Origin of the sequence: Brevibacillus fortis (assembly GCF_046196545.1) — a bacterium.
Taxonomy (GTDB): Bacteria; Bacillota; Bacilli; order Brevibacillales; family Brevibacillaceae; genus Brevibacillus; species Brevibacillus fortis_A.
Genome location: NZ_CP176370.1, coordinates 5548529 through 5571822, shown reverse-complemented (window position 1 = coordinate 5571822; position 23294 = coordinate 5548529). Strand labels below are relative to the sequence as shown.

Genomic DNA, 23294 nt, shown 5'->3' with positions numbered 1-23294 from the left:
AGTGATTCTCTCATGGCGCAAGAAGAACTGCAACTGCATGAAGGGCTTGAAGCGACATGCTGGGAACTGCTGCAGCAAGTAACCGATCCCGAAATTCCGGTGATCAGTATGGTGGAGATGGGGATGATTCACAAAGTGCGCGTCGAGGCAGATGTCGTACACGTCGAGGTACTCCCTACCTTTGTCGGCTGTCCGGCACTCGAGATCATGAAGAAGAACATCACAGAAAAGCTGGTGGAGGCAGAAGGAATCAATCAGGTTCAGGTAGCGTTTGTCTATGATCCAGCCTGGACATCTGATCGTATCGCCTTGGATGCTCGCGATAAGCTGAAAAGCTTTGGCATCGCGCCGCCACCGCTTGACTTCAAACCGGGAGATACATGGGAAGTGGCATGTCCCTACTGTGATTCCCCGTATACACAAATGGAAAATTTGTTTGGCCCTGCTGCTTGTCGAAGTATATTGTATTGCCGGCACTGCAAAAATCCGTTTGAGGCCCTAAAACCAATCTATTGAGTGAGATTGAGAGGAGCGAATGTCATGGGAGAGTACAAGCAAATGTTTATTAATGGAGAATGGGTGAATGCCGAGAGTGGCGAGTCCATTCAGATTACGAATCCTGCTACAGGTGAAACAGTTGGCACAGTAACCTTCGGTGATGGTCGCGATGCCAACAAGGCCATCGACGCTGCACATCAGGCATTTGCCAGCTGGTCTCGACTGACTGCTCGCGAGCGCGCCAAATATTTGTACAACTTGTCCGAGCTGGTGAAAAACAATCGGGATGAACTGGCGGGCATCATTTCTGCTGAAATGGGCAAGCCTTTGGGCGAGGCAAAAGGCGAAGTGCTGGGTGCCGCTGATAACTTTGTCTGGTACGCAGAAGAAGCAAAGCGTGTCAACGGAGAAACGATCCCATCCTCCGTTGCGAACAAGCGCATCATGGTGCTGCGTCAGCCTGTAGGGGTGGTCGGGGCGATTACCCCATGGAACTTCCCGGTGAACATGGTTGCACGTAAGATTGCTCCGGCATTGGCTGCGGGCTGCACGGTGGTTTTAAAGCCAGCAGAAAGCACGCCGCTGTCTGCGATTCGCATGTTTGAGCTGATTGAGCAGGCCGGCTTTCCAAAAGGCGTTGTAAACCTCGTCATTGGAAATCCTGAATCGATTGGGAAAGAGTTCATCGACAATCCGAAGCTCTCCAAAATCGGATTTACAGGCTCCACTCGTGTCGGCAAGCTGCTGATGGAGGGGGCGGCGAAGCAAGTGAAGCGGGTCAGCATGGAGCTTGGTGGTCACGCACCGTTCATCGTATTCCCGGATGCCGATCTGGATGCAGCCGTAAAAGGTCTGTTTGAGAGCAAATTCCGCAACTCCGGCCAAATGTGCATTTGCACGAACCGTCTGTACGTCCACGAGGATGTCGCAGATGCGTTCACAGAAAAGCTGGTAGAGCGTCTGAAGCGTGCGAAGGTAGGCGATGGTCGCCAGAAAGAGACGGAGATTGGTCCACTGGTGAACGAGCGTGCCTTGAACAAGGTGCTCGAGCATATCGAGGACGCCAAGGACAAAGGCGGGCAAGTGGTATACGGCGGAAATCGTTTGGTTGAAGGCGATTATGCGAAGGGCTTCTATTGCGAACCGACCTTGATTGCTGGCGTTACAACGGATATGAAAATCTCCTTTGAAGAAACGTTCGGCCCTGTCGTTCCACTCGTGCGTTTTACAGAGGAAGCGGATGTCGTACAGAAGGCAAACGACACACGTTACGGCTTGGCTGCTTATGTGTACACCCGCGATAATCAGCGTTGCTTCCGTATGGCTGAGCTCCTCGAATACGGAATCGTTGGGATCAATGATGGTTCTCCTACGCAAACGCAAGCACCGTTTGGCGGTTTCAAGGAAAGCGGAATCGGTCGTGAGGGTGGCCGCTACGGAATGGATGAGTACCTGGAGACGAAGTTCGTTTCCTTTGGACTATAAGAATAAGAAGAGAAGAAGAGTTCAGACAAGATCTGGACTCTTTTTTCATTTAATATTGGAAAAGTTTTAAAAGGTACCGATGAACCAATAACGCTGTTTCTTCTTCTCCACTATGTTGACCCAATTGTATAAATTTTGTGAATTGTATTGTTCAACACTTTGTTCATTTTTGTCTACAAAGAAAAAGGGAATCAACGGTATAATGGAGTTTGGATCAAGGGCACCATTTAATAGATAAAAATTGGTATTTCCATATTGACACAAAACGTACATATGACGACGCCCAGCCAGTATGGTATCGTCCAAGATTTTACATTTGGAAGGGAGGATATAAACATGGGAAATGCACATCAAATGCACGAGATGTCACCGGCTGCCGGATCAGCAACCTTTTCGGATTTATGGAGTCCGGATGTGATGCTTTTGTCGTTGCTCGTGACTACTGTCTACTTTCTCGTAACAGGTCCTATGCATAAGCGTTTTGAAAACGCTACACCGGCGACTAGCAAGCAAAGATTGCTTTTTGTGTTGGCAATCGTGTTGTTTTACGCCGCACAAGGAAGCCCTATCAGTTATTACGGCCATCATTACATGTTTAGTTTACACATGCTCCAACAATCGATCTTGTACTTTGCCCTGCCACCGCTTATGCTTCTAGCAATGCCTGAATGGCTTTTGGCCAAGATTTTCCGTCCGAAAGCGATGAAGTTCATCCTAAACTCTTTGACACACCCGTTAGTGGCAGCGCTGTTGTTCAACTCACTGTTTTCGTTTTACCATGTTCCGTTCATTTTTGATGCCGTCGCGATAAACCATGAGTGGATGACTTTTTATCATGTCATTCTCGTGATTGCCGCCTTTGCGATGTGGTGGCCAATTGTGAGTCCGCTGTCTGATAACAAGCGACAACTGGCCGGATTGAAAAAACTGTCGTACGTTTTTGCAAACGGTGTCTTGATTACGCCAGCCTGTGCGCTGATTATTTTTGCCTCGGAACCGTTGTACGCTACGTATATAGCTGCTCCACAGCTATTCCAGAGCCTTGACGCGTTTAACGATCAACGCCTTGGCGGAATCATTATGAAGCTGGTACAGGAGCTTGTTTACGGCTGTGTGCTGGCCTATGTCTTCTACCATTGGTACAAGGCAGAGAAGCAGGACGACATGCCGATGGATCAATCTTTCGGTGCTGAAAAGCCGACTTTTTAAATACGCGGGAAACAGTAGAAACGTTTGTTGAATGAGGTGAAAAAATGGGGCTCATATTGCCTACGGTAAGTACGGCTTTTATCGTCATTAGTGGAATTCTCGTTGCGATTGGCTGGTACGCCATTGCGAAAAAGCAAGTAGAAAAGCATATGAAGATTATGAAATGGGCTGCGATCTGTGCCACGATCTTCTTTATCACTTATGTTTCCAGAACGGCCTTTGTCGGAAACACGCATTTTGGCGGACCAGACAGCATCAAGCCAATCTATCAGACTTTCTTGTTCTTCCATATCATCCTGGCAACAGTCGGTGGTGTGATGGGTCTGATTACACTCAGATACGCTTACACGAAAAACTATGCTTCGCATCGTAAAATCGGTCCTTGGACGTCCATTGTGTGGTTTGTCACTTCCATTACAGGAGCTGCGGTTTATTTGCTGCTGTACTGGATTTATCCAGGTGGCGAGACATCTGGCGTGCTGGATGTAATTTTTGGTAAGTAATCGTTTTAGTAGTTTTTTGGGCATTGGATACAATGTAGTTAGTTTATCCAGTCATGATTCGGATGTTCAGATAGAAGGAAACAGGAGGTACAAAACGTGGACCAGCAAATGACCGTGCAGGAATCGCTTGATGCCGATGCTTCTTTGCAGACACAGCCGGTAGGGCCAGCTACCTTTCGGGATTACGTACAACTGACGAAGCCTGGCATTACCCTGTCAAACTTGATGACCACTTTTGCTGCTTTATGGTTAGCGTCCTACGGTTATCCGAACTGGAAACTGGCTCTATTCACCATGCTAGGAACCGCTTTGGTCATTATGTCGGGTGCGGCTTTAAATAATTTCTACGACCGTGATCTGGATAAAAAAATGAAGCGGACGCAAAATCGTGCGGTAGCGACCGGAAGAATTTCTGCACGTAACGCGATCCTCTTAGGGATTGGCCTGCTGTTGGCTGGGGTTACTGTGTTGGCTGTATATGCGAATCCCTTGGCGGCGGTTTGGGGATTGATCGGCCACATTTTTTACGTGCTGATTTACACGCCGCTAAAACGAGTGACAACTCTCAATACGGTGATTGGCGGTATTTCAGGCGCAGCTCCTCCGGTGATTGGGTGGGTAGCAGTAACAGAGACCATGGACATGACTGCTTGGCTGTTGTTCCTGGTTTTGTTCTTGTGGCAGCCTCCCCATTTTTTGGCATTGGCCATGCTGAAAACAGAAGAATACCGTGCAGGTAATCTACCGATGCTACCGGTAGTAAAAGGCTTTGCTGAGACGAAGCGACAAATGGTGCTGTGGGGTTCGGTGTTGTTCCCGGCTTCTTTGCTGCTGTTTGTCCACGCTAGCCTAGGGTATGTGTATTTGCTCGTCATGGGCGTGATGGGGATTGTGTACATGGTTCTCCTTTTCCAAGGGTTTAAAACCAAGGATGATCTTGCTTGGGCACGTAAACTGTTCGGCTATTCCATCCTTTATTTGACCGTGTTTTGTGCAGCGATCGTCGTTAGTACGATGGTCAACTATTATTGACACGAAACACTCACTAAATGTTCACGGAACATCCCTTGCTTAGCAGGGGATGTTTCATTATCGTAAAAGAGGACATAGAACGAGGTGTTGTTTGATCCTCACAAGAAACAGGGTGAATTACTATGCAAAAATGGCTGAAGCCGTTAGCTTTTCTTGCTACTTTGATCATGTTTATCGTGATGGTAGCCGGTTCGCTTGTCACCAAGACAGATTCAGCACTCGGCTGTGGAAATGACTGGCCGCTGTGCAACGGTAAATGGGTTCCGGAATACACGTTGGCATCCATTATTGAATATTCACATCGCCTGATTACAGGTGTTGCCGGTATTGTTGTCGTGATTTTCTCTGTACTTTGCTGGCGCTATTACAAAGACAACCAAGAAGTTCGCAATCTCGCTATTTTTGGTTTGTTTTTCATCGTAGTGGAGTCCATTCTCGGCGCTTCTGCCGTTATTTGGCCACAGTCCTCATCTGTTTTGGCTCTGCATTTCGGATTTTCCTTGCTTGCTTATTCAGGTGTGTTCTTGTTGAGTGTTTTCGTTTATCAGCGGGAAAAAACGCAAAGCCTGGTGAAATCGACCGTCTCAAAAGGCTTCCGCAACTGGATGTGGTTCGTCGCTACTTATACGTACGCTGTCGTTTATCTTGGAGCGTATGTCAGACATACGGGTTCAAGTATGGCATGCAGTGACTGGCCACTGTGCCAGGGACAGATCATCCCGGAGTTGTACGGACAGACTGGTATTCATTTTGCCCACAGAATCGCTGCGATGGTGTTGGGATTCTTATTGTTGGGGACGATGATTTACTGTATACGCCATTTCAAGGAAAAACGGCGTGACTTGTACGGTGCAAGTATCCTGAGCTTTATACTTTGCATCGCGCAGGTGTTCAGCGGCGGCTTCGTCATTATTTACAAGCTTCACCTGTATGCTACGCTGACTCATTCCATGATTATCACAATTTTGTTCGGGATCATCAGCTACATGTGCTTGCAGACGTTGAAGTCACCGACAAATGAAAAGCTGAGAAGATAAGAGGAAAAGCTGCGCTCCTAATTCGTGGGAGGGCAGCTATTTTTATATTAAGTGACTGTGGTGGGGGAAGAAGTACATTTCCAGTCTACGCTTCGGCCTACGCCCTGCAAGGGGGGATTCACTGTCGCTATGAAATAAATGGCGGGAGCGCTTCGCCCCCACCCCAACCGATAGAGGACAGCGAATTTACGAACCGTCAGGCTATTGCCCAGACGGTTTTTCAACATTCAAAGGAACAAAAACACCATTTTCCCAACGATACATTTGCAAAGTAGTCTCAGGCTTGCCCGGCAGTAGTTCACCTGTATCCGGGTTTAGCTCCTGCTTTGTTTGCCAGTGGTAGAGCAGTGGTTTTGCTTCGTCATCATGTACGATTTGATAACTGCCGATAGTCCGGAAAAGTTGACCACCCGGCACGGAAACCGTTTGCCGCAGCAGTCCTTCCCATGCTTTGACCAAACGACCTTTGTCCAAATACCACAGATTCGCCTCGTAGACCGATAAGCCTGATCCGCCAGTGTGATGGACTGTTTCAAAAACTCGTTTTCCTGCGAGCAGACGCGGTTCATCTTCCGCGTTCTTATCAATCGCGGGGGAATTCACTTCACGCGTATAGTCCCAATGATCCAATTGCAGGCGCGGTGGATTCCATTCCTCTTCCGCAATGAGTGCATACGTACGATCCCACTTTTGATCCAAGACGTAAAAATTCCCGATATGTACGCTGCCGTTATGCTTGGCGACAATTTCTAGTTCCGGGTCATCATCGAGATTGACGAGCTGAAAATCAAAGTTGTCGGTAACAACTGGATCTTTGGCTTGCTTGTTAATCCAATCCATTACTTGGGTCTTGGTAGGCTCCTTGGAGGCAAGGGAAGAGGGGGCAGTGAGGACGAGACTGGAGGCGGCAAGACCTACTGTCAGAGTGAGCAACAGGTGGGAATTACGCAACGGTAACGAGCTCCTTTCCGGGATGAGATCGACTCAATCACGACCTTTCAGTTGGAAGACGAGCAGTCAGGAGTAAAAGTTACGGGGAAGTGGAGTAAATTTCAACCGCGAACCGCGCTGTCTTTTGTTACAATGAAAAGCAAACACATGATCGTGGAGAGTGATAGTAATTATGCGGATATTACATACAGCCGACTGGCATTTCGGGCGGCAGCTGGAAGGGCGGGACCGCCGGATTGAGCAAACAGCATTTGTGGACGAGCTCTGTCACATAGCTGATGAGCGAGAAGTGGATTTGGTGCTCATTGCTGGGGATGTGTACGATTCGGTCAATCCGCCTGCTTGGGCGGAAGAGCTATTTTATGATGCATTGGAGCGCTTGTCTTCGGAAGGCAGGCGAGGTGTTGTCGTGATCGCGGGGAACCATGACCAGCCTGAGCGGGTGCGGGCAGCAGCGCCGCTTGCCACAAAGCATGGGATCGTTTTGTTGGGATTGCCAAAGGAGGCACCACTGCTGACACAGGAAACATCGCCCGATCGCGTGCAAATTGTGCAGGGAGGCCCTTCATGGCTGGAAATGAAGATTCCTGGCTGCGCCGCGAATGCGGTAATTTTGGCATTGCCCTATCCTTCTGAATCGCGATTAAAGGAACTGTTGAGCGAAAGCTTTACCCAGGAGCAGATGCAGCTTGCTTTTTCCGAGCGCATTGCGCAATTGCTCGCTGATCTGTCTGTTCATTTTCGCGAGGATACGGTTAACCTGGTCACGAGTCACTTGTTTGTGATGGGCGGTAAGGAAACAGATTCCGAGCGACCGATTCAAATTGGGGGAGCGTTGACTGTATCGCCACAGGCTTTTCCGAAGAACGCTGATTATGTGGCACTCGGTCATCTCCATCGACTGCAAAAGCTCAGTGACAAACCGTTGGTGCGGTACAGCGGCTCACCGATTTCGTACAGCTTTTCCGAAGCAGGTCAGAGCAAGGCAGTCGTATTGGTCGAGGTGGAGCCAGGGCAAGAAGTGCGTGAGGAGATCATTTATTTGACGAGCGCACGGCCATTGGCACGTTGGAGGGCGACAGAGGGGATCGAGCAAGTAGAGCGCTGGTTGGCAGAGGGACGCGATGCAGGGGCGTGGATTGACTTGGAGCTGCATGTGTCTGGCGTGATCGACCCGGCAGAATTTCAGCGTGTCCGCAAGCTTTCGGATGATTTCTTGAAAATACAGCGTGTTGTCGTGAGGGAAGAGCGTGAGGAGGAAGAGGAGCAGCGGGTCGAGCTGACTGAGCTTACTTCCGATCAATTGTTCAAACGCTTCTATGAACGAAAGAGGGGAGCAGAGCCGGATGAGCAGCTGGTGGCCTTGTTCCAACGTCTATTGGCAGAAACCGGTGGAGAGGGGGAAGAAGAGTGAGACCGATACGATTGAAGCTGTCAGGGATGCACAGCTACCGAGAAATGCAAGAGGTCGATTTCGAAATGCTATGTCAGGCGGGACTGTTTGGGATATTCGGCCCGACTGGAAGCGGGAAATCGACGATCTTGGACGCGATCACGCTAGCGTTGTACGGGCAGGTCGTCCGGTTGGGCGGGGGTAACCATCCGAAAGAAGTGCTGAACCAGCTGGAGCAGCGCGTATTCGTTTCCTTTACCTTTGAGCTGGGGACTGGCGATGAGCGCAAGCAATATACGGTGGAACGGGAATTTGGTCTGGATAAAAAGGGGAACAAGCGACAACCGGAAGTGAGGCTGATTCAGTCGGGAGCCTTGACCGGAGAGCCGGATGTCGTATTGGAGTCCAAAGCCACGTCCGCGACAGCCGCAATTGAGGCACTGATTGGTCTCACTTTGCAGGACTTTACCCGGGCGGTCGTTTTGCCACAGGGTCAATTTTCCCGCTTCTTGACGCTGAAGGGCAGTGAGCGCAATGAGATGCTGCAACGAATGTTCCGCCTACATATTTATGGGGAAAAGCTGAGCGAGCGCGTACGGCACGCGTTGGAGCAGGTCAAGGAACAGATGCATCGTTTGCAACTGGCGAGTGCAGCTCTGGGTGACGCAGGTCCGGAAGCCTTGGAGCTGGCGAGACAAACGTGGGCGGAAGCTGCGCAAAAAGAACAGGAATTCACTCAGCAAAAACAGGAGCTGGCCGGGAAGCTCAAGGAGCTAGAGCAGCTTAACCAGTGGCATCAGGAGCTATTGCAAGTCCAGGCGCAGCTACAGCAGCAGGAAGCAAATGAAGCGGAAATGGCATCCCTCACCGCGAAGATTCGTGAATGGGAATCGAGTATTCGACTGTGGCCATTACTCCAGCAATATGAGCGTTTGGATCAGGAATGGCATGCGACAGGTACGGCATTGGAACGCAGCCGCGAACAACAGGAGAGTGCTCGTTTGGCAGTAGACGAGGCAGAGCAAGCGTATCAGAAGGTCCATGCCGAGTTGGCTGTACAGGAGCCGTTACTGATTCAGCAAAAGGGTAGGCTGGTACAGGCGCAGGAGTGGGAAGAGGAGCTCAAGGCGATTCGCGAAGAGTGGACAGGTCTGGAGCGAGAGTGGAATGAAGTGTCAGTCGCCTTGACCAACATAGAACAACAGCTGGAAAAGGATGAAGCTGAATTAAAAAACTGGGAGCTTGCGTGGACGGATCTGCAAGAACAGATGAAGCAGGTCACGATCTCCCCTGAATGGCGAGCACAAATAGCGGCAACCAGAGAAGCGAAGCAGCAGTGGGAGCGGGACCATGCCAAGTTACGTGAGCTGGAAAAAGAACAACTCACAGCACATGAGCACATTCAGGCGGCAACCCATACTGCTGAAGAACACAAGCGTAGCTGGGAAGCGTGTGCGAATCGCTTGGCACAAAAAAGAGAAGAGCTGGCAGCACCAGCCGACTCGGCTTTGATGAGCGAAGCAGAATGGGAGAAAGCAAGAAATGTACTGGCAGACATGAAGCAGGTAGGTCGCCAGTGGCGGGAAGTAATGCAGTCGTTCTCAACATGGCAGGAGAAGTCGCAACACATCGTCCAGGAGCGTAAGCAATTGGATGAGCGCAATCAAGAGCTGACCCGTGCAGTAGAGACAAGTGAAGCACTAGTGAAGAGTCAACTGGCCCAACGAGATGAGCTGCGCCTAGAATGGGAACGCTGGCAGCAGGAAAACATGGCGCGGTTTTTGCGCGAACGTTTAGAGGAAGGCAAGGAGTGTCCGGTATGTGGTTCCGAACACCACCCACACGGCCACCAGAACCATACAAAAGCGTCTGAAGCGGGGACGGAGGGTGATGCCCTACGTGCCCGAATCAAAGCGTCAGAAGAGGCTTTGCGTGCGGCTGAGCAAGAAGCAGGCAAGACCAAGGAAGCTTGGTTGGCTGCAAAGGGGGCGCTTGCTGCTTTGGATGAGCGCCTAGCAAGCGTAAAGGCTGAACAGGAACAACTTGAAACGCGCTTGGAAGCGATCAAAGCAGAGTGCCGCGGGTACGGACAGCCTTGGATCGTGGATTCTTTTGAAGAGCTTCTCGCCGTCTATCAGCGCGAGGAAAAGGAATTGATCGCCAAGCAAGCGGAAAGAGAGCGACTAAAAGTAGAGCGTGAGCAATTGCAGCAGCAGTTGGAGGCCTTGCGTGAGGAAGAAGCGGAAAAGAAACGCTTGATGGAGCGGAGCACGCTGTTGCTCGAGCAGGCACAGAAGGCAATCCATGAGAATAAAGCTCGCCTGGACGCTGCATCCATGCAAGAAAAGCATTCCAGAGAAGAGCTGGACGCGAAGCGCAATGAGCTTCCCATCGAGGAAATCGAACAGCAGTACGAGGAAATCGGAAAATCAGATCGCCGTTTAGCAGAACTGCAGCAGGTACGATTAGAGAAAGAAACACTGCGCGGAAAGCTGATGATGCAGGTAGAAGCCGCCAAGTCGCGCAAGATAGAGGGAAAATCGCGGGAAGCGGCGCTGAAGGAAAAGCTTGAAGATAGAAAGCGCATGTGGGAACAAAAGCACGCCCAATGGCTGGAACGAACGGGGGGACTTACTGCGCAGGAGTGTTTAATGCGGGTAGAGAATTCTCTCCTCGGTTTGCGTCAGGCAGTCGCGCTGGCAGAGACAAAGCGCAAAGAGAACGCCGAGGCCCGGGAAACGGTGCAAAACAATCTGGTCAAGTATTCGGAGACGCTGACCATCCTCACACGGCAACGCACGGAAGCTCACGAGACATTGTACCAAGGCTTGCAGGAAACGGGTCTCGGTACTATCGAGTATGTCCGGGAGCGGTACGCAGAGCGCGAGCAAATGCCACAGGCACAGGAACAATTCGAGGCTTACACGCGAATCGCAGGCCAGCTTCGATACGAGGAAGAAAGGCTTCAGCAAGCAGTAGCAGGCCGTTCGTTTACCCAGGAAGACCTCACCACTGCAAAAGAAGCGTGGGATCAATGGGAGCAAGCCTTCCAGGAGGCGCAAAAGCAAGTCGCTGTCGCCAAAGAGCACGTGGATCGCATGGAAAAAAATCATGACAAATGGCAAGAGCTTCATAAAGAGATGGTACAGCAGCAGGATGAGCAGAGTCGCTTGGAAGAATTGAAAAAGTTGTTCGAAGCCAAGGCGTTTGTCCAGTTCATTGCGGAGGAAAAACTGGTATCAATCGCCAGAGATGCTTCCTATCACCTGAAGCGGATGACCGCCAATCGTTACGGGCTGGAAATCGGCGACGAGGGCGAATTTGTTTTGCGGGATGAGGGCGCTGGAGGAATGCGCCGTCCAGTAAGCACATTGTCTGGCGGGGAAACATTCCTGACCTCGTTGTCACTGGCTCTTGCCCTGTCGATGGAGATTCAAATGCGTGGCGGACGTCTGGAGTTTTTCTTCTTGGACGAAGGCTTTGGAACACTCGATCCGGAGCTTTTGGAAGTCGTTATGGATGCGCTTGAGCGACTGCGCATGGACGATTTTACCATCGGGGTCATTAGCCACGTTCCGGAAATACGTGTGCGCATGCCGCGTCGTCTGGTCGTGACACCTGCAGAACCGATGGGAAAAGGCAGCATGCTGCATCTGGAAATGGAGTAGGGAAGGGGAAAAATCATGGCAGTCCAATTTATACTGGGACGGGCAGGAACGGGGAAGACAGAATCGATCCATCGGCAGATGCAAGCCCGGCTGCGGGAAAAGCCGTTGGGTTCGCCTATGATTCTGCTCGTGCCGGAACAGGCAAGCTTTCAGGAAGAGTATGCGCTCGCCACATTGCCAGAACTAGGCGGTGTGATGGGGACACAAGTGCTCAGCTTCGGTCGATTGGCTCATAGGCTCATGCAGGAGCTGGGCGACTTGACTACCGTTCCTGTTGACGATCTGGGTAAGCATATGGTTTTGCGCATGCTTTTGGAGCGGCACAAGGAAGAGCTAAACGTATTCGGGCGCTCGGCGACACAGCCTGGATTTGCTTCTCAGCTCGGTCGCTTGATTAGTGAGTGCAAATCGTATGGGGTATCCTTTATCCATTCCGAGAATCTGGAGTGGGGAGGAGCCAATCTCAATCAAAAAATACATGACCTTCGCTTGATTATGAATGCGTACGAGGCTTACTTGTCAGAAGGGTATTGTGATGCGGACGACATCCTGAACCGAGTAGCCACGATGGTGCGTGATTCCATGTACATCAAGCAGGCTGAAATATTTATCGATGGCTTTACCGGGTTTACGAATGAAGAGCTGCGTTTGATCGAGCAGTTGATGCAGCACGCCAAGCAGGTGACGATTGCGCTGACGCTTGACCCGAATGAACGTGACGCTTCTGTGGATGAACTGGGGCTGTTCCACCCTACACTGCGAACATACCAAGCCTTGACACTGATGGCCCGGGAGTCGGGTGTATCAATCGCCAAGCCGCTTTTATTGACCGAGGCACAGCGATTCAAGAACAGTCCATGGCTGCGTCAGGTCGAACAAGTGTATTTCCAATGGGGAGACGCGCCGATCCCGGATCAGCCTGGACGAGCGGACGAAGTGACGATGCTCTCAGCAGTGAACAGGCGTGCAGAGGTAGAGGCTGTGGCGCTGAAGCTTTTGACTCTGTCGAGAGAAGAGGGGTATCGCTGGAAGGACATGGCGATTTTGCTTCGGGAAATCGGTACGTACGCTGATGAGATTTCGGCTGTGTTTACCGAATACGGCATCCCGCACTTCTTGGACCAGAAGCGCTCCGTCATGCACCATCCCTTGGTCGAGCTGGTGCGCTCGGCATTGGAGGTCATTGTCACAAAATGGCGCTACGACGCTGTGTTCCGCTGCTTGAAAACAGACCTGCTCCTGCTGGATATCACCGATGAGCATACAGCCCGGAAGGAAATCGACCGACTGGAAAACTACGTGCTGGCTTATGGTGTCTTTGGCTATCAATGGGCAGAAGAATCTGCTTGGCATTTCCGCGGGCAAGCTGGCGCTGAGGAAGACGCGAAAATCGATGAGTTGAGACGCAAATACGCAGCACCGCTCCTGTCCTTTGAAAAAGAGATGAAGCAAGCAACGGGCAAAAACGTACAGGAAATGACTCTTGCCCTGTACAACCTTCTGATCGCGCTAGATGTGCCTAACAAGCTGGAGCATTGGCAGCGAAAGGCAGAAAATGACGGTGATCTCGATGCCGCACAGGTGCATGGACAAGTATGGACGGGATTAATTGAGCTGATGGATCAGGTCGTGGAGGTCATGGGCGACGAGAGCATGGAATTGGCGACATTTGCTCGTGTGCTCGACAGTGGTCTGGAGACGATTGAATTGGGACTCGTTCCACCGGCACTGGATCAGGTGCTGATCGGGGCCATGGAGCGCTCCCGTCAACCGGATGTCAAAGCTCTGTTTTTGCTTGGCGTAAACGAGGGCATTATTCCGCTGCGTCCAAAAGAAGAAGGAATTCTGGATGAGGCGGAACGTGAGCGACTGGCTGAAATGGGCATGTCTCTGGCACCGAGTGCGAAGCAACGGCTGATGGCTGAGCCTTATCTGCTATATCAGGCAATGACGAGACCATCGGAGAGACTGATACTGAGCTGTGCGTTGGCAGATGAAGAGGGCAAGGCACTGCTGCCCTCCTCCGTGTTTACACGCATCCGGGAAGTGCTGCCGGATATCCCGCATCAGGTGTTTTATAACGAACCGACCGGGCAGCACGAGACCGATGCATTCTTGCTCGGTCATCCGAGACGTGTGTTCCGCCATCTTTTGACGCTATTGCGATCTATGAAGAAAACAGGAGAGCTGCCAGACTTCTGGTGGGAGGTATACGACTGGTATATTCGCGCTTCTCCCGATGTCAAACGGGAGCAATGGCTGTTGTCCGGCTTGCGTTACTTCAATCGACCGCAGGAGCTGGATTTGGAAACGAGCACGACCCTGTACGGTAAGCAACTAAAAATGAGCGTGTCTCGTCTGGAGCGGTTCCAGTCATGTCCGTTCTCACATTTCTCTTCCCACGGTCTCAGATTGTCGGAGAGAACGATGTACAAGCTGGAGCGTTTCGATGTGGGTGAGCTGTTCCACGCTTCACTCAAGCGAGCCGTTGAAAAAATGAACGAAGACAATCTGGAGTGGAGCAAGCTGACAGAAGACAATAGCATGCAGCTTGCAAACGTAGTTGTAGAAGAACTGGTTCCTGCGACTCGCAGCAGCATTTTGACGCGGACAGCCCGGTATCGTTATTTGTCCGGCAAGCTGAAGCGAGCAGTTGGCCGCGCGATTTATGTACTCGGGGAGCATGCGAAGCGCAGTCGTTTTGCCCCAGTAGGACTGGAGGTTTCGTTTGGTCCGAATTCTGATTTGCCGGGATTGGCTTTAACGCTTGAAAATGGCGTGGAGCTTCAGTTAATCGGACGAATTGACCGCGTTGACCAATCGCTGGATAGTGAGGTCCCGTATTTGCGCGTGATTGACTATAAGTCCAGTCCCAAGCAGCTGTCTCTCTCCGACGTGTGGAATGGCCTGAACTTGCAACTGCTCGTCTATCTCGATGTCGTCGTGGCAAATGCCGAGGAATGGCTGGGGAAAAAAGCCGAAATGGGAGGCGTTTTTTACTATCAGGTAGCCGATCCTTTTGTGACGGCAAAACGCTTGCTAACAGCAGACGAAGCGGCAAAGGAGCGGGCAAAGCGCTTGCGCATGAAAGGCTTGATGCTCGCAGACCCAGAGCTGGCACGAATGATGGATGGCTATGTAGAGCAAGGGGCGTCAGAGCTGGTGCCATTTGAAATCAAAAAGGACGGTACGCTTTCGTCGCGATCATCCGTGGCAACAGCCGAGCAGTTCCAAGCCTTGACCTCCTATGTTCGCGATACTGTGAAGCAAATCAGTACGCGCATGACCAACGGGGAAATCCAGATCGAACCGTACACAAACGGGACGATGACCGCTTGCGATTACTGTTCGTATAGGCCGGTATGCAAGTTCGACGGAGATGCAGGCGGGAATGAGCACCGACAGCTTGCCAAATGGAACAACAAGCAAATATGGAGCATGCTGGCAGAGCAGCAGATGGCAGGAGAAGGAGGAATGACCGATGGCGGATCAACAATTGCAGGTCAAGCCTGAACAATGGACGGATGAGCAATGGCAAGCGATTATCCAGCGCGGGAATAATCTCCTGGTGGCAGCGGCAGCAGGCTCTGGGAAAACCTCAGTCCTGGTTGAGCGGATTATCCGACGAATCATGGACGAGAAGGACCCGGTTGGAGTCGATCAGCTGTTGGTGGTGACCTTTACCAATGCGGCTGCGGCTGAGATGCGTCACCGGATTGGCGATGCATTGCGAAAAGCATTAAAAGATGACCCGCACTCTTCTCATCTGCGTCGACAACTGGCACTGCTCCAGCGGGCGACGATTACGACACTTCACTCGTTTTGCTTGGGGATTTTGCGCCAGTATTACTATCTGATTGAACTCGATCCTGATTTTCGCATTGCCGATCAGATGGAAGGGGAGCTTTTGCGGCAGGATGTCTTGGAGGAACAGCTGGAGAGCTGGTATGAGAATGACGCCGATTTTCATGCATTAGCTGATGTGATGCTGGACGGTCAGGACGATCATGCCCTCACCATTCTATTGCTCAGGCTGTATGAGTTTTCACGCAGTCATCCGGCACCAGCACAATGGCTCGGGGAAGCGGCTGGAATGTTTGTGGTTCACGATAAAAACGGTCTGGATGGGCTGGAGTGGACTAGAAGTGTACTGCGTTCTGTGGAGCTGGCACTCGGTGGAATGACGGCTAAGATGCGCAGGGCAGTTCTGTTGGCGGGCTCCCCGGAAGGACCTGCTGGCTATTTGCCTTTGCTTGAGGCGGAAGCAGCTGCCCTGCAGCGTGCCGGAGCGGCTTGCAGAGATGGCTGGGAAGCGACCGTCGAAGCTGTTCGTGGGGTTGTCTTTGCCAAGCTGCCTCCAGTGAAAGGCACAGATCCGCTAGTGAAGGAACAGGTGCAAGACCTGCGAAACAGCGTGAAAAAGGAACTGGCAGAGCAAATCGAGCAATACTTTTCTACGGCAGCCGAGCAGTACGTTGCGGATTTGCAGAGGATTGCTCCTCACATGCAAACATTGGCAAGGCTGGTGACAGCATTTTCGGACGCATTTCAATTGGAGAAGCGCTCGCGTGGCTTGGTCGACTTTGGCGACTTGGAGCATCTTGCTCTGCGCGTTCTAACCGAAACGAATGAGTCCGGAGAGACTGTTCCTTCGTCTATCTCGACCCAATTGCGCGAACAGTTCGCTGAAGTGCTGGTAGACGAATATCAGGATATCAACCTCGTGCAGGAGACAATCTTGCAAATGGTTTCCCGAGACGGGATGAATAGTCTGCCAGCAAATCGCTTCATGGTAGGAGATGTGAAGCAGAGTATTTATCGGTTCCGCTTGGCAGAGCCGAAGCTGTTCCTCGAAAAATATGTGACCTATCAAAAAGATGGGGATGCGGACGAAGCGTGCATCGGCCGGCGTATCGATCTGGCAGCGAACTTCCGCAGTAGAAGGGAAGTCGTAGATGCCGTTAACTTTTTGTTTCGTCAGATCATGTCTCACGGGGTAGGTGAGATTGGTTATGATCCTTCGGCGGAGCTGATCAACCGTGCGTCTTATCCTGAGGCACAGCCGAACCGTTTGCAGGCAGAGATGCATCTGATCGACCGGAATACAGCGATAGCAGAAGAAGGTCAGGCGGTAACTGCAGAGGCGACAGAAGAGGGCGAAGCAGGTATTCCCGAGGGAGAGTCCGCAGAGGAAGCGAGTGTTGCACAGCTGGAAGCACGACTAATCGCCAGCCGTATTCGTCGCTGGATGGAGCCAGGCGAGGGAGAAGAGCCGCTGCTCGTTTTCGATAAAAAGGCAGGGGGAATGCGCCCGCTGGCCTATCGCGATATCGTTATTTTGCTTCGTGCGACCTCAGGCTGGGGGCAGACGATGCAAGAGGAGCTGCACGCGGCAGGAATTCCCGTGTATGCGGAGCAGACTGCGGGTTATTTCGCGGCGACAGAGGTAGAAACGATGCTCTCCTTGCTGCGTGTCATCGACAACCCGCTCCAAGACATTCCATTGGCAGCTGTATTGCGATCTCCTATCGTCGGCTTGCGGGAGGAGCAACTTGCTCAAATCCGCATTCACTACGCGACGGGTCCGTTTCACCAAGCCGTACTCCAATATGCAGAAGAACGCCCGCCCCAAGAGTCGTGGGAGAGAAGGCTGCGACAGTTCTTTGGCCGATTGGATCTATGGCGGACAGAGGCTCGCAGAGGTGCTTTATCGGAGTTGCTAACGATGCTGTACCGGGATACAGGCTATCTCGATTATGTGGCGGCTCTGGAAAACGGTCAGCAGCGACAGGCCAACTTGCGTGCGCTCTATGATCGTGCGAGACAATACGAAGCTGGCTCCTATCGTGGTTTGTTCCGCTTTTTGCGCTTTGTCGACCGCCTACAAGAAGCGGGCAATGATATGGGCGAAGCAAGAACCATCGGGGAAAACGAGGATGTCGTACGCATCATGACGATTCACAAAAGTAAGGGGCTGGAGTTCCCTGTTGTTTTTGTGGCGGGTATGGGCAAGCAGTTTAATACGATGGATTTAAAAAGCCAGTTTTTACTGCATAAAGATTTGGGTTTTGGCCCAATGGCAGTCGAGCCCTCCATGCAGCTGCGCTATCCGAGTCTGGCTGCGCTGGGAATCCGGCAAAAGCTGCGTCGGGATATGCTCGCAGAGGAAATGCGTGTGCTTTATGTGGCTTTGACGCGTGCACGCGAGAAGCTCATTCTTGTTGGTTCGTCCAAGGATCTGGCAAAAAGTGTGACGGACTGGGGCAGACAGGATGACAGCGAGCGGCTCAGTGACGAAGACTTGATTCAGGCAAAAGGATATCTGGACTGGGTCGGGCGTGCGATGCTGCGACATCCTGGTGCAGGATTGCTGCGGGCATATCCAGAGCAGCAAGGCTCAGGAGAAGTCGTGAGAGTCAGAAGTGTGCCGGATGATTCGGTTTGGTCGTTTCACTTCTATCAGGCAGATGAGCTCCGTGCCCAAGGAGAGTCAACCAACGACGAAGTGTCTCTGTGGGAGCGCATGACCAGACGAGAGGCGATCGAGGAACGACCGTCTGATGACGCTTTGCGAGAGATTGTCGACAAGAGATTAGGATGGCAGGACCCGCATCCCATTGCGCCACGCGTAGCAGCGAAATGGACTGTCAGCGAGCTCAAGCGACATGCCAAAGTCAGCAAAGGCGGGCAGCCACTCACACTACCGTCGATTACGGAAAAGCCAAAGTTTTTGTCTGAGCAAAAATCCAATCGACTGACAGCAGCAGAAAAAGGGACAATCACGCACTTAGTGTTCCAGCATCTCGATATGAAGCGTCCGCTGGATGAAGCGGATATTCGGGAGCAGGTGACGGCACTCGCGGCACGCCGCTTTTTGACTGACGAGCAGGTACAAGCAGTAGATGTTCCCCAGATCGCCCGATTCTTCGCTGATCCTTTGGGGCAGCGAATGAAGTTGGCGGCAGTCGTGCATCGAGAGCTACCATTTACCCTCGTGCTGCCTGCTTATGAAGTAGAAGCGGAGTTAGGGGAAGAGAGCGACGAGAAGGTTGTCGTCCAAGGGGTCATTGATTGCCTGTTGGAGGAGCAGGATGGAAGCCTCGTCCTGATCGATTTCAAGACAGATTGGATGGCAAAAGAGGCGACTGCTGTAGCCATTGAAGAGATGAAAAGAAGATACGAAGGCCAAATCAGGTTATACGTCCGGGCGATCAAGCAGATCATCAAGCCAAAAGGGAACGTGTCTAGTTATCTTTATTTACTCTCAGGTGGATTCTCTCTTTCGTTTTCGGATGAAAGCATGGATTAGTATGTTGGACCGTCAGAGTTATTAGCTCTGGCGGTCTTTTTCTCTTAGAACTGCTAAGGTGGGCTCCAAAGGCGCTTGGACTGGAAATGCACTTCTTCCTACGCGGCTTTTGGTTAAAAGAATTCAATCTTACGATGCTTCTTTACGCTAACGGGAAGTTTTACGTCACCCTTTTAAATGATTAGAGGAGTTCTTCAATAGACATAGACTCACATTCAACAGCCACTAGTCTAAGGATGTTTAATCTTCTTGTTTAAGATAGTTCACTTTGATAGAATTCTTTTACACGAAATCCAAACTAGTACACTTTAGGAGAGTTAAGATGAAACGGTTTTTAGCCATTATCGTAGCAGTATCCATCTTTATGTTTGGTGCACAGACAGCCGGATTGCTTGGACCAATAAGCAATGTTTCGGCAGAAGAAAGTGTAGAAAAAAAGATAAAATCCCTGATCGTAAGCAGCAAAAAAATATCAATGATAAAAGATACGGTACAACAGCTTGATTTGAATGCTGTCTATACAGATAAAACGACTGAATTGGTAAATGATAAGGCGGTGTGGACAAGCACCAAACCGAGAGTGGCAACTATTCAGAATGGAAAGATCGTAGCGATAGCACCGGGGACTGCAACCATAAAAGCTAAGTACCAAAATAAATTGGCCACGATAAGTGTAAAAGTCACAGAAACTAAGGAAATTAGCAAACTAGAAATATTGGATAGTAAAAGAATTGAGTTGGAACAGTATAAACAAGAGCAACTGGAATTGAAAGTGTTTTACAAGGATGGAACTACAGAAATTGTCACTGATAAAGCAACTTGGACTCCATCATCGACCAAAATAGTTACTGTAGAAGCAGGTTTGATTTCCGCAATGAAACCTGGAACAGCAAGCGTAAGCGCGAGTTTCGGCGGAAAAACTGTCAAGATGTATGTAAAAGTCCAACTAAGCAAAGAGCCTTCCAAATTGGTACTGCGCCAGAAATCAATTGAAGTGCCGGTTGGCAAGAGCGAGTATGTATATGTAGAGGCAATATTTAATGACAAAAGGGTATCTGGCGTTTCAGCAGTAGCAGAGTGGACGCCAGAAGATAAAACGCTCTTCACTGTGTTCGAAGGGACGGTAACGGGAGTAAAAGAAGGAAGCACGAATGTTACGATATCTTATGGTGGAAGAAGTACTACGCTTACAGTCAGAGTAATTAACCTTGATAATGACGAAGTTGCTAAGGCTTTGGCAAAAATTAATGCAATCCATGTGCAAAATTGGCAAGATTCAAGTGAAACAAGCGAACATATGAACGGCATTGAATTGATGAGAGAAGCGTTGTATTCGCCTGCACTAAATCTTGTTTTTAGTCAAGATTTTGAGCAACTAACGGAGGATATAAAATATTTCGTCTATAGGCAAATGATTGCAACGGTTGAGCAAGAACCTTTTAAATCTAGGGAAGATGTCCAAAAGAGACTAGATAGTATAATCGATGCCGAAATTGCATTTGATATAATCAGAAAAGAAAAGTTAAAGTACAATGATGATGCAACGATTACTCCTGAAGTGACCGCTGGGGAAGACATTACAGACAAGATCGTACAACTTAAGGATGGTATGATACCAAATAAAGAAGTATCTTTCAGAGTGTCATGGGTAGAAGTACCAGAATCAGGGCAAGAATATATAAGAATAACAAAAGATTGGCGTGCCATTCTACTGAAAACAAATGATACGGGAGAGACTGCAAGAGCATTCGTTAAGGTGTTTTTTGAAATAGGGGATGGAAAAAAAGGGCCAAGGGGAGCAATGTTTCACGATATGATTGTTAACATCGAGCCTGTGAAACATTAAAACATCATCGAGCCATATTATTTAAGCTATCATTGATTACTTCATTCTAACGTTGAGTCTAAAACTAACTCTCAAATATCTAGAGATATAGAAGACCGGAACTCTCTGTACCATCAGAGATTCCGGTCTAATACTTTATTTTCAGTGAACAGAAGCTACTTTGAACTGTCCTTCATTATGTTTTAAGAGCCGAAAGAGATCAAAGCCATACGAAAACATGTGGCAGGGATTCTCCCGACCCCTACTGTTAGAAGACCATCACTAAAAATCTCACATAATAAGAACGTATGTGCTATTATTAGTTAGAATTTTCCTACTCATCTACTCAAATAGATAAGGAGTGAACTCGATGAAGATGTTTTTCCAATATAACTGGCAGGTACGGGACGAATGGATGGAATGGTGCAAGCAGCTTCCACCAGAAGAATTGCTGCGAGAGCGCACAGGTGGGGCTGGTACGATTTTGTACACCTTGTTTCACATTGCTGACGTCGAGTATAGCTGGCTTCGGGGCGTATAGGGAAAGCCGGATATTCAGGTATCATACAAAGCGTACAAGACGCTGGAAAAAGTAAAAGAGCTATCAGATGCTTGGCGCATAGAATTGCGAGATTTTTTCGAGAATTGGTCAGACGAGATGGAGAACGAATCGGTAAAGGTCGCCTGGGATGATGAAGTGTACACGAAGGGGGAGCTGTTACGCCATGTCATCGCCCACGAGATTCATCACATGGGACAGTTGTCCATTTGGGCGAGAGAGCTTGGAATTGCGCCAGTTTCCGCCAATGTCATCGGGCGCGAATTAGCACACAGGTAGCCCTGACAAAACCCGATCCAACCTAGCGCCTGTGCATAATTTTCCTCCAAACAGATCATACTCCAACTGTTTTTAATCACGGTTGGAAGTGAATGACCCGCTTGGGAGGTCGCACATGATGTCATGGAAAAATCAATTGCTGAGGAAAAAGTCAGTTGCGCAAATGCTGGAGCAGGTGGATAAAAGCGAAAGCTCTCTCAAAAAGTCATTAGGTGCTTTTGACCTGACAATGCTGGGCATTGGAGCGATCATGGGAACAGGGATTTTTGTGTTAACGGGAGTTGCGGCTGCCTTGCACGCTGGACCGGCACTTGTTTTGTCTTTTGTTATTGCGGCACTTGCCTGTGTGTTTGCCGCACTCTGCTATGCCGAATTTGCTTCGACTGTTCCGGTGTCAGGAAGTGCTTATACATACAGCTATGCGGCATTTGGCGAGTTTGTTGCATGGATGATCGGGTGGGACTTGATTCTCGAGTACGGAGTGGCTTGTGCTGCAGTGGCAAGCGGATGGTCGGGGTATGCCCAGGGATTGCTAGCCGGGTTTAACATCCACCTGCCGCATGCGCTCACGAGTGCGTTTGATGCATCGAAAGGAACGATCATCGATCTACCTGCGGTCCTCATCATTGTCATCATCACAGCTTTGTTGATGAAGGGAACGAGAGAGTCAGCGAGCTTGAATACCATCATGGTGTTAATAAAAGTAGCGGTAGTTGTCCTGTTCCTCGTCGTTGGGGTCATGTATGTCAAGCCGGAAAACTGGAGTCCATTCATGCCGTTTGGTTTTGCGGGAGTAGCGACTGGTGCCGCAACGGTGTTTTTTGCTTTTATCGGGTTTGATGCGGTGTCTTCTGCGGCTGAAGAAGTGCGCAATCCCCAGAGAGACATGCCAATCGGGATCATCTCTTCTTTAGTCGTGTGCACCATTTTGTACATTGCTGTCTCACTGACATTGACAGGGATTGTTCCGTACAAATTGTTGAATGTCAAAAATCCAGTCGCGTTTGCGCTCAGTTATGTCAATCAGGACTGGGTAGCAGGCTTCATTTCGTTGGGAGCTATCGTTGGGATCACGACAGTTTTGTTAGTGATGATGTATGGACAAGCCCGGATGTTTTTTGCGATGAGCCGAGATGGCTTGCTCCCTGAACTCTTCTCGCACGTACATCCCCGCACACAGGTACCACAAAAGAGCACGCTCGTCGTGGCAGCATTAGTAGCAACCCTCGGTGGATTATTGCCCCTCTCTAGCTTGGCCCAGCTCACCAACATCGGAACGCTGTTTGCATTTATTTTGGTCTCGGTTGGACTGGTTGTACTGCGCCGCACTCATCCGCGATTACCGCGGGCTTTTCGCGTCCCATTTGTTCCGCTTGTTCCTTTGCTCTCGGTTCTCTTTTGCGGTTATCTCGTGTTCAACCTGCCCACGCTGACAAAGATCGGTTTTCTTGGTTGGCTGTCGGTAGGAGCGATCGTCTATTTCCTTTATGGGCGCAAACACAGTCGATTGGCAGCAAAAGACGACTCCTCCCAAACATAAAGGGTT

Annotated in this window: 13 protein-coding genes and 1 pseudogene; 13 read left to right on the top strand and 1 reads right to left on the bottom strand. The window is 50.2% G+C overall.

The window, feature by feature from the left end:
* The first annotated feature begins 12 nt into the window (after nt 1–12).
* The 6 genes from paaD to ACKKE8_RS27080 all read left to right on the top strand — a co-directional run bounded on the left by paaD (nt 13) and on the right by ACKKE8_RS27080 (nt 5764).
* Nucleotides 13–516 (top strand): 1,2-phenylacetyl-CoA epoxidase subunit PaaD, encoded by a 504-nt coding sequence (gene paaD / locus ACKKE8_RS27105; RefSeq protein WP_106656177.1) that lies wholly within the window; start codon nt 13–15, stop codon nt 514–516.
* A 24-nt stretch (nt 517–540) separates the two neighbouring features.
* Nucleotides 541–1983, top strand: a complete 1443-nt coding sequence (locus ACKKE8_RS27100; RefSeq protein ID WP_409175738.1) for an NAD-dependent succinate-semialdehyde dehydrogenase — start codon at nt 541–543, stop codon at nt 1981–1983.
* Nucleotides 1984–2319: 336 nt separating this feature from the next.
* A complete protein-coding gene (locus tag ACKKE8_RS27095) occupies nt 2320–3192 on the top strand; it encodes a cytochrome c oxidase assembly protein (protein ID WP_409175737.1) in 873 nt (290 codons plus the stop codon).
* A 44-nt stretch (nt 3193–3236) separates the two neighbouring features.
* Nucleotides 3237–3695 carry a DUF420 domain-containing protein gene (locus ACKKE8_RS27090; protein WP_106835626.1) on the top strand — a complete coding sequence of 153 codons (459 nt, stop codon included), beginning with the start codon at nt 3237–3239 and terminating at the stop codon, nt 3693–3695.
* Between the two features lie 96 nt (nt 3696–3791).
* On the top strand, nt 3792–4727 hold the full coding sequence (gene cyoE / locus ACKKE8_RS27085) for a heme o synthase (protein ID WP_409175736.1): 936 nt from the start codon (nt 3792–3794) through the stop codon (nt 4725–4727).
* A 122-nt stretch (nt 4728–4849) separates the two neighbouring features.
* On the top strand, nt 4850–5764 hold the full coding sequence (locus tag ACKKE8_RS27080; RefSeq protein WP_409175735.1) for a COX15/CtaA family protein: 915 nt from the start codon (nt 4850–4852) through the stop codon (nt 5762–5764).
* Nucleotides 5765–5965: 201 nt separating this feature from the next.
* Here ACKKE8_RS27080 and ACKKE8_RS27075 read toward each other — a convergent pair whose 3' ends face one another.
* Nucleotides 5966–6715, bottom strand: coding sequence for a hypothetical protein (locus ACKKE8_RS27075; protein ID WP_409175734.1), 750 nt, complete (start codon nt 6713–6715; stop codon nt 5966–5968).
* Nucleotides 6716–6887: 172 nt separating this feature from the next.
* Between ACKKE8_RS27075 and ACKKE8_RS27070 the strand changes: the two genes are divergently transcribed.
* The 7 genes and pseudogenes from ACKKE8_RS27070 (at nt 6888) to ACKKE8_RS27040 (ending at nt 23288) form a co-directional block, all read left to right on the top strand.
* Nucleotides 6888–8129: an exonuclease SbcCD subunit D gene (locus ACKKE8_RS27070; protein ID WP_409175733.1), complete on the top strand. Its 1242-nt coding sequence runs from the start codon at nt 6888–6890 to the stop codon at nt 8127–8129.
* Nucleotides 8126–11776 (top strand): AAA family ATPase, encoded by a 3651-nt coding sequence (locus tag ACKKE8_RS27065; RefSeq protein ID WP_409175732.1) that lies wholly within the window; start codon nt 8126–8128, stop codon nt 11774–11776. Before ACKKE8_RS27070 ends, ACKKE8_RS27065 begins: the two co-directional genes overlap by 4 nt.
* Before the next feature lie 15 nt (nt 11777–11791).
* On the top strand, nt 11792–15289 hold the full coding sequence (gene addB, locus ACKKE8_RS27060) for a helicase-exonuclease AddAB subunit AddB (RefSeq protein ID WP_409175731.1): 3498 nt from the start codon (nt 11792–11794) through the stop codon (nt 15287–15289).
* On the top strand, nt 15258–19085 hold the full coding sequence (gene addA, locus ACKKE8_RS27055; RefSeq protein WP_409175730.1) for a helicase-exonuclease AddAB subunit AddA: 3828 nt from the start codon (nt 15258–15260) through the stop codon (nt 19083–19085). Before addB ends, addA begins: the two co-directional genes overlap by 32 nt.
* 322 nt (nt 19086–19407) lie before the next feature.
* Entirely contained in the window at nt 19408–20931 is a 1524-nt protein-coding gene (locus ACKKE8_RS27050; RefSeq protein ID WP_409175729.1) for an Ig domain-containing protein, read from the top strand.
* 349 nt (nt 20932–21280) lie between these two features.
* A pseudogene (locus tag ACKKE8_RS27045) lies at nt 21281–21748 on the top strand (DinB family protein).
* 118 nt (nt 21749–21866) lie between these two features.
* The gene (locus tag ACKKE8_RS27040) at nt 21867–23288 is read left to right on the top strand and encodes an amino acid permease (RefSeq protein WP_409179211.1); all 1422 of its coding nucleotides are present in this window, start codon (nt 21867–21869) and stop codon (nt 23286–23288) included.
* Nucleotides 23289–23294: the final 6 nt, after the last annotated feature.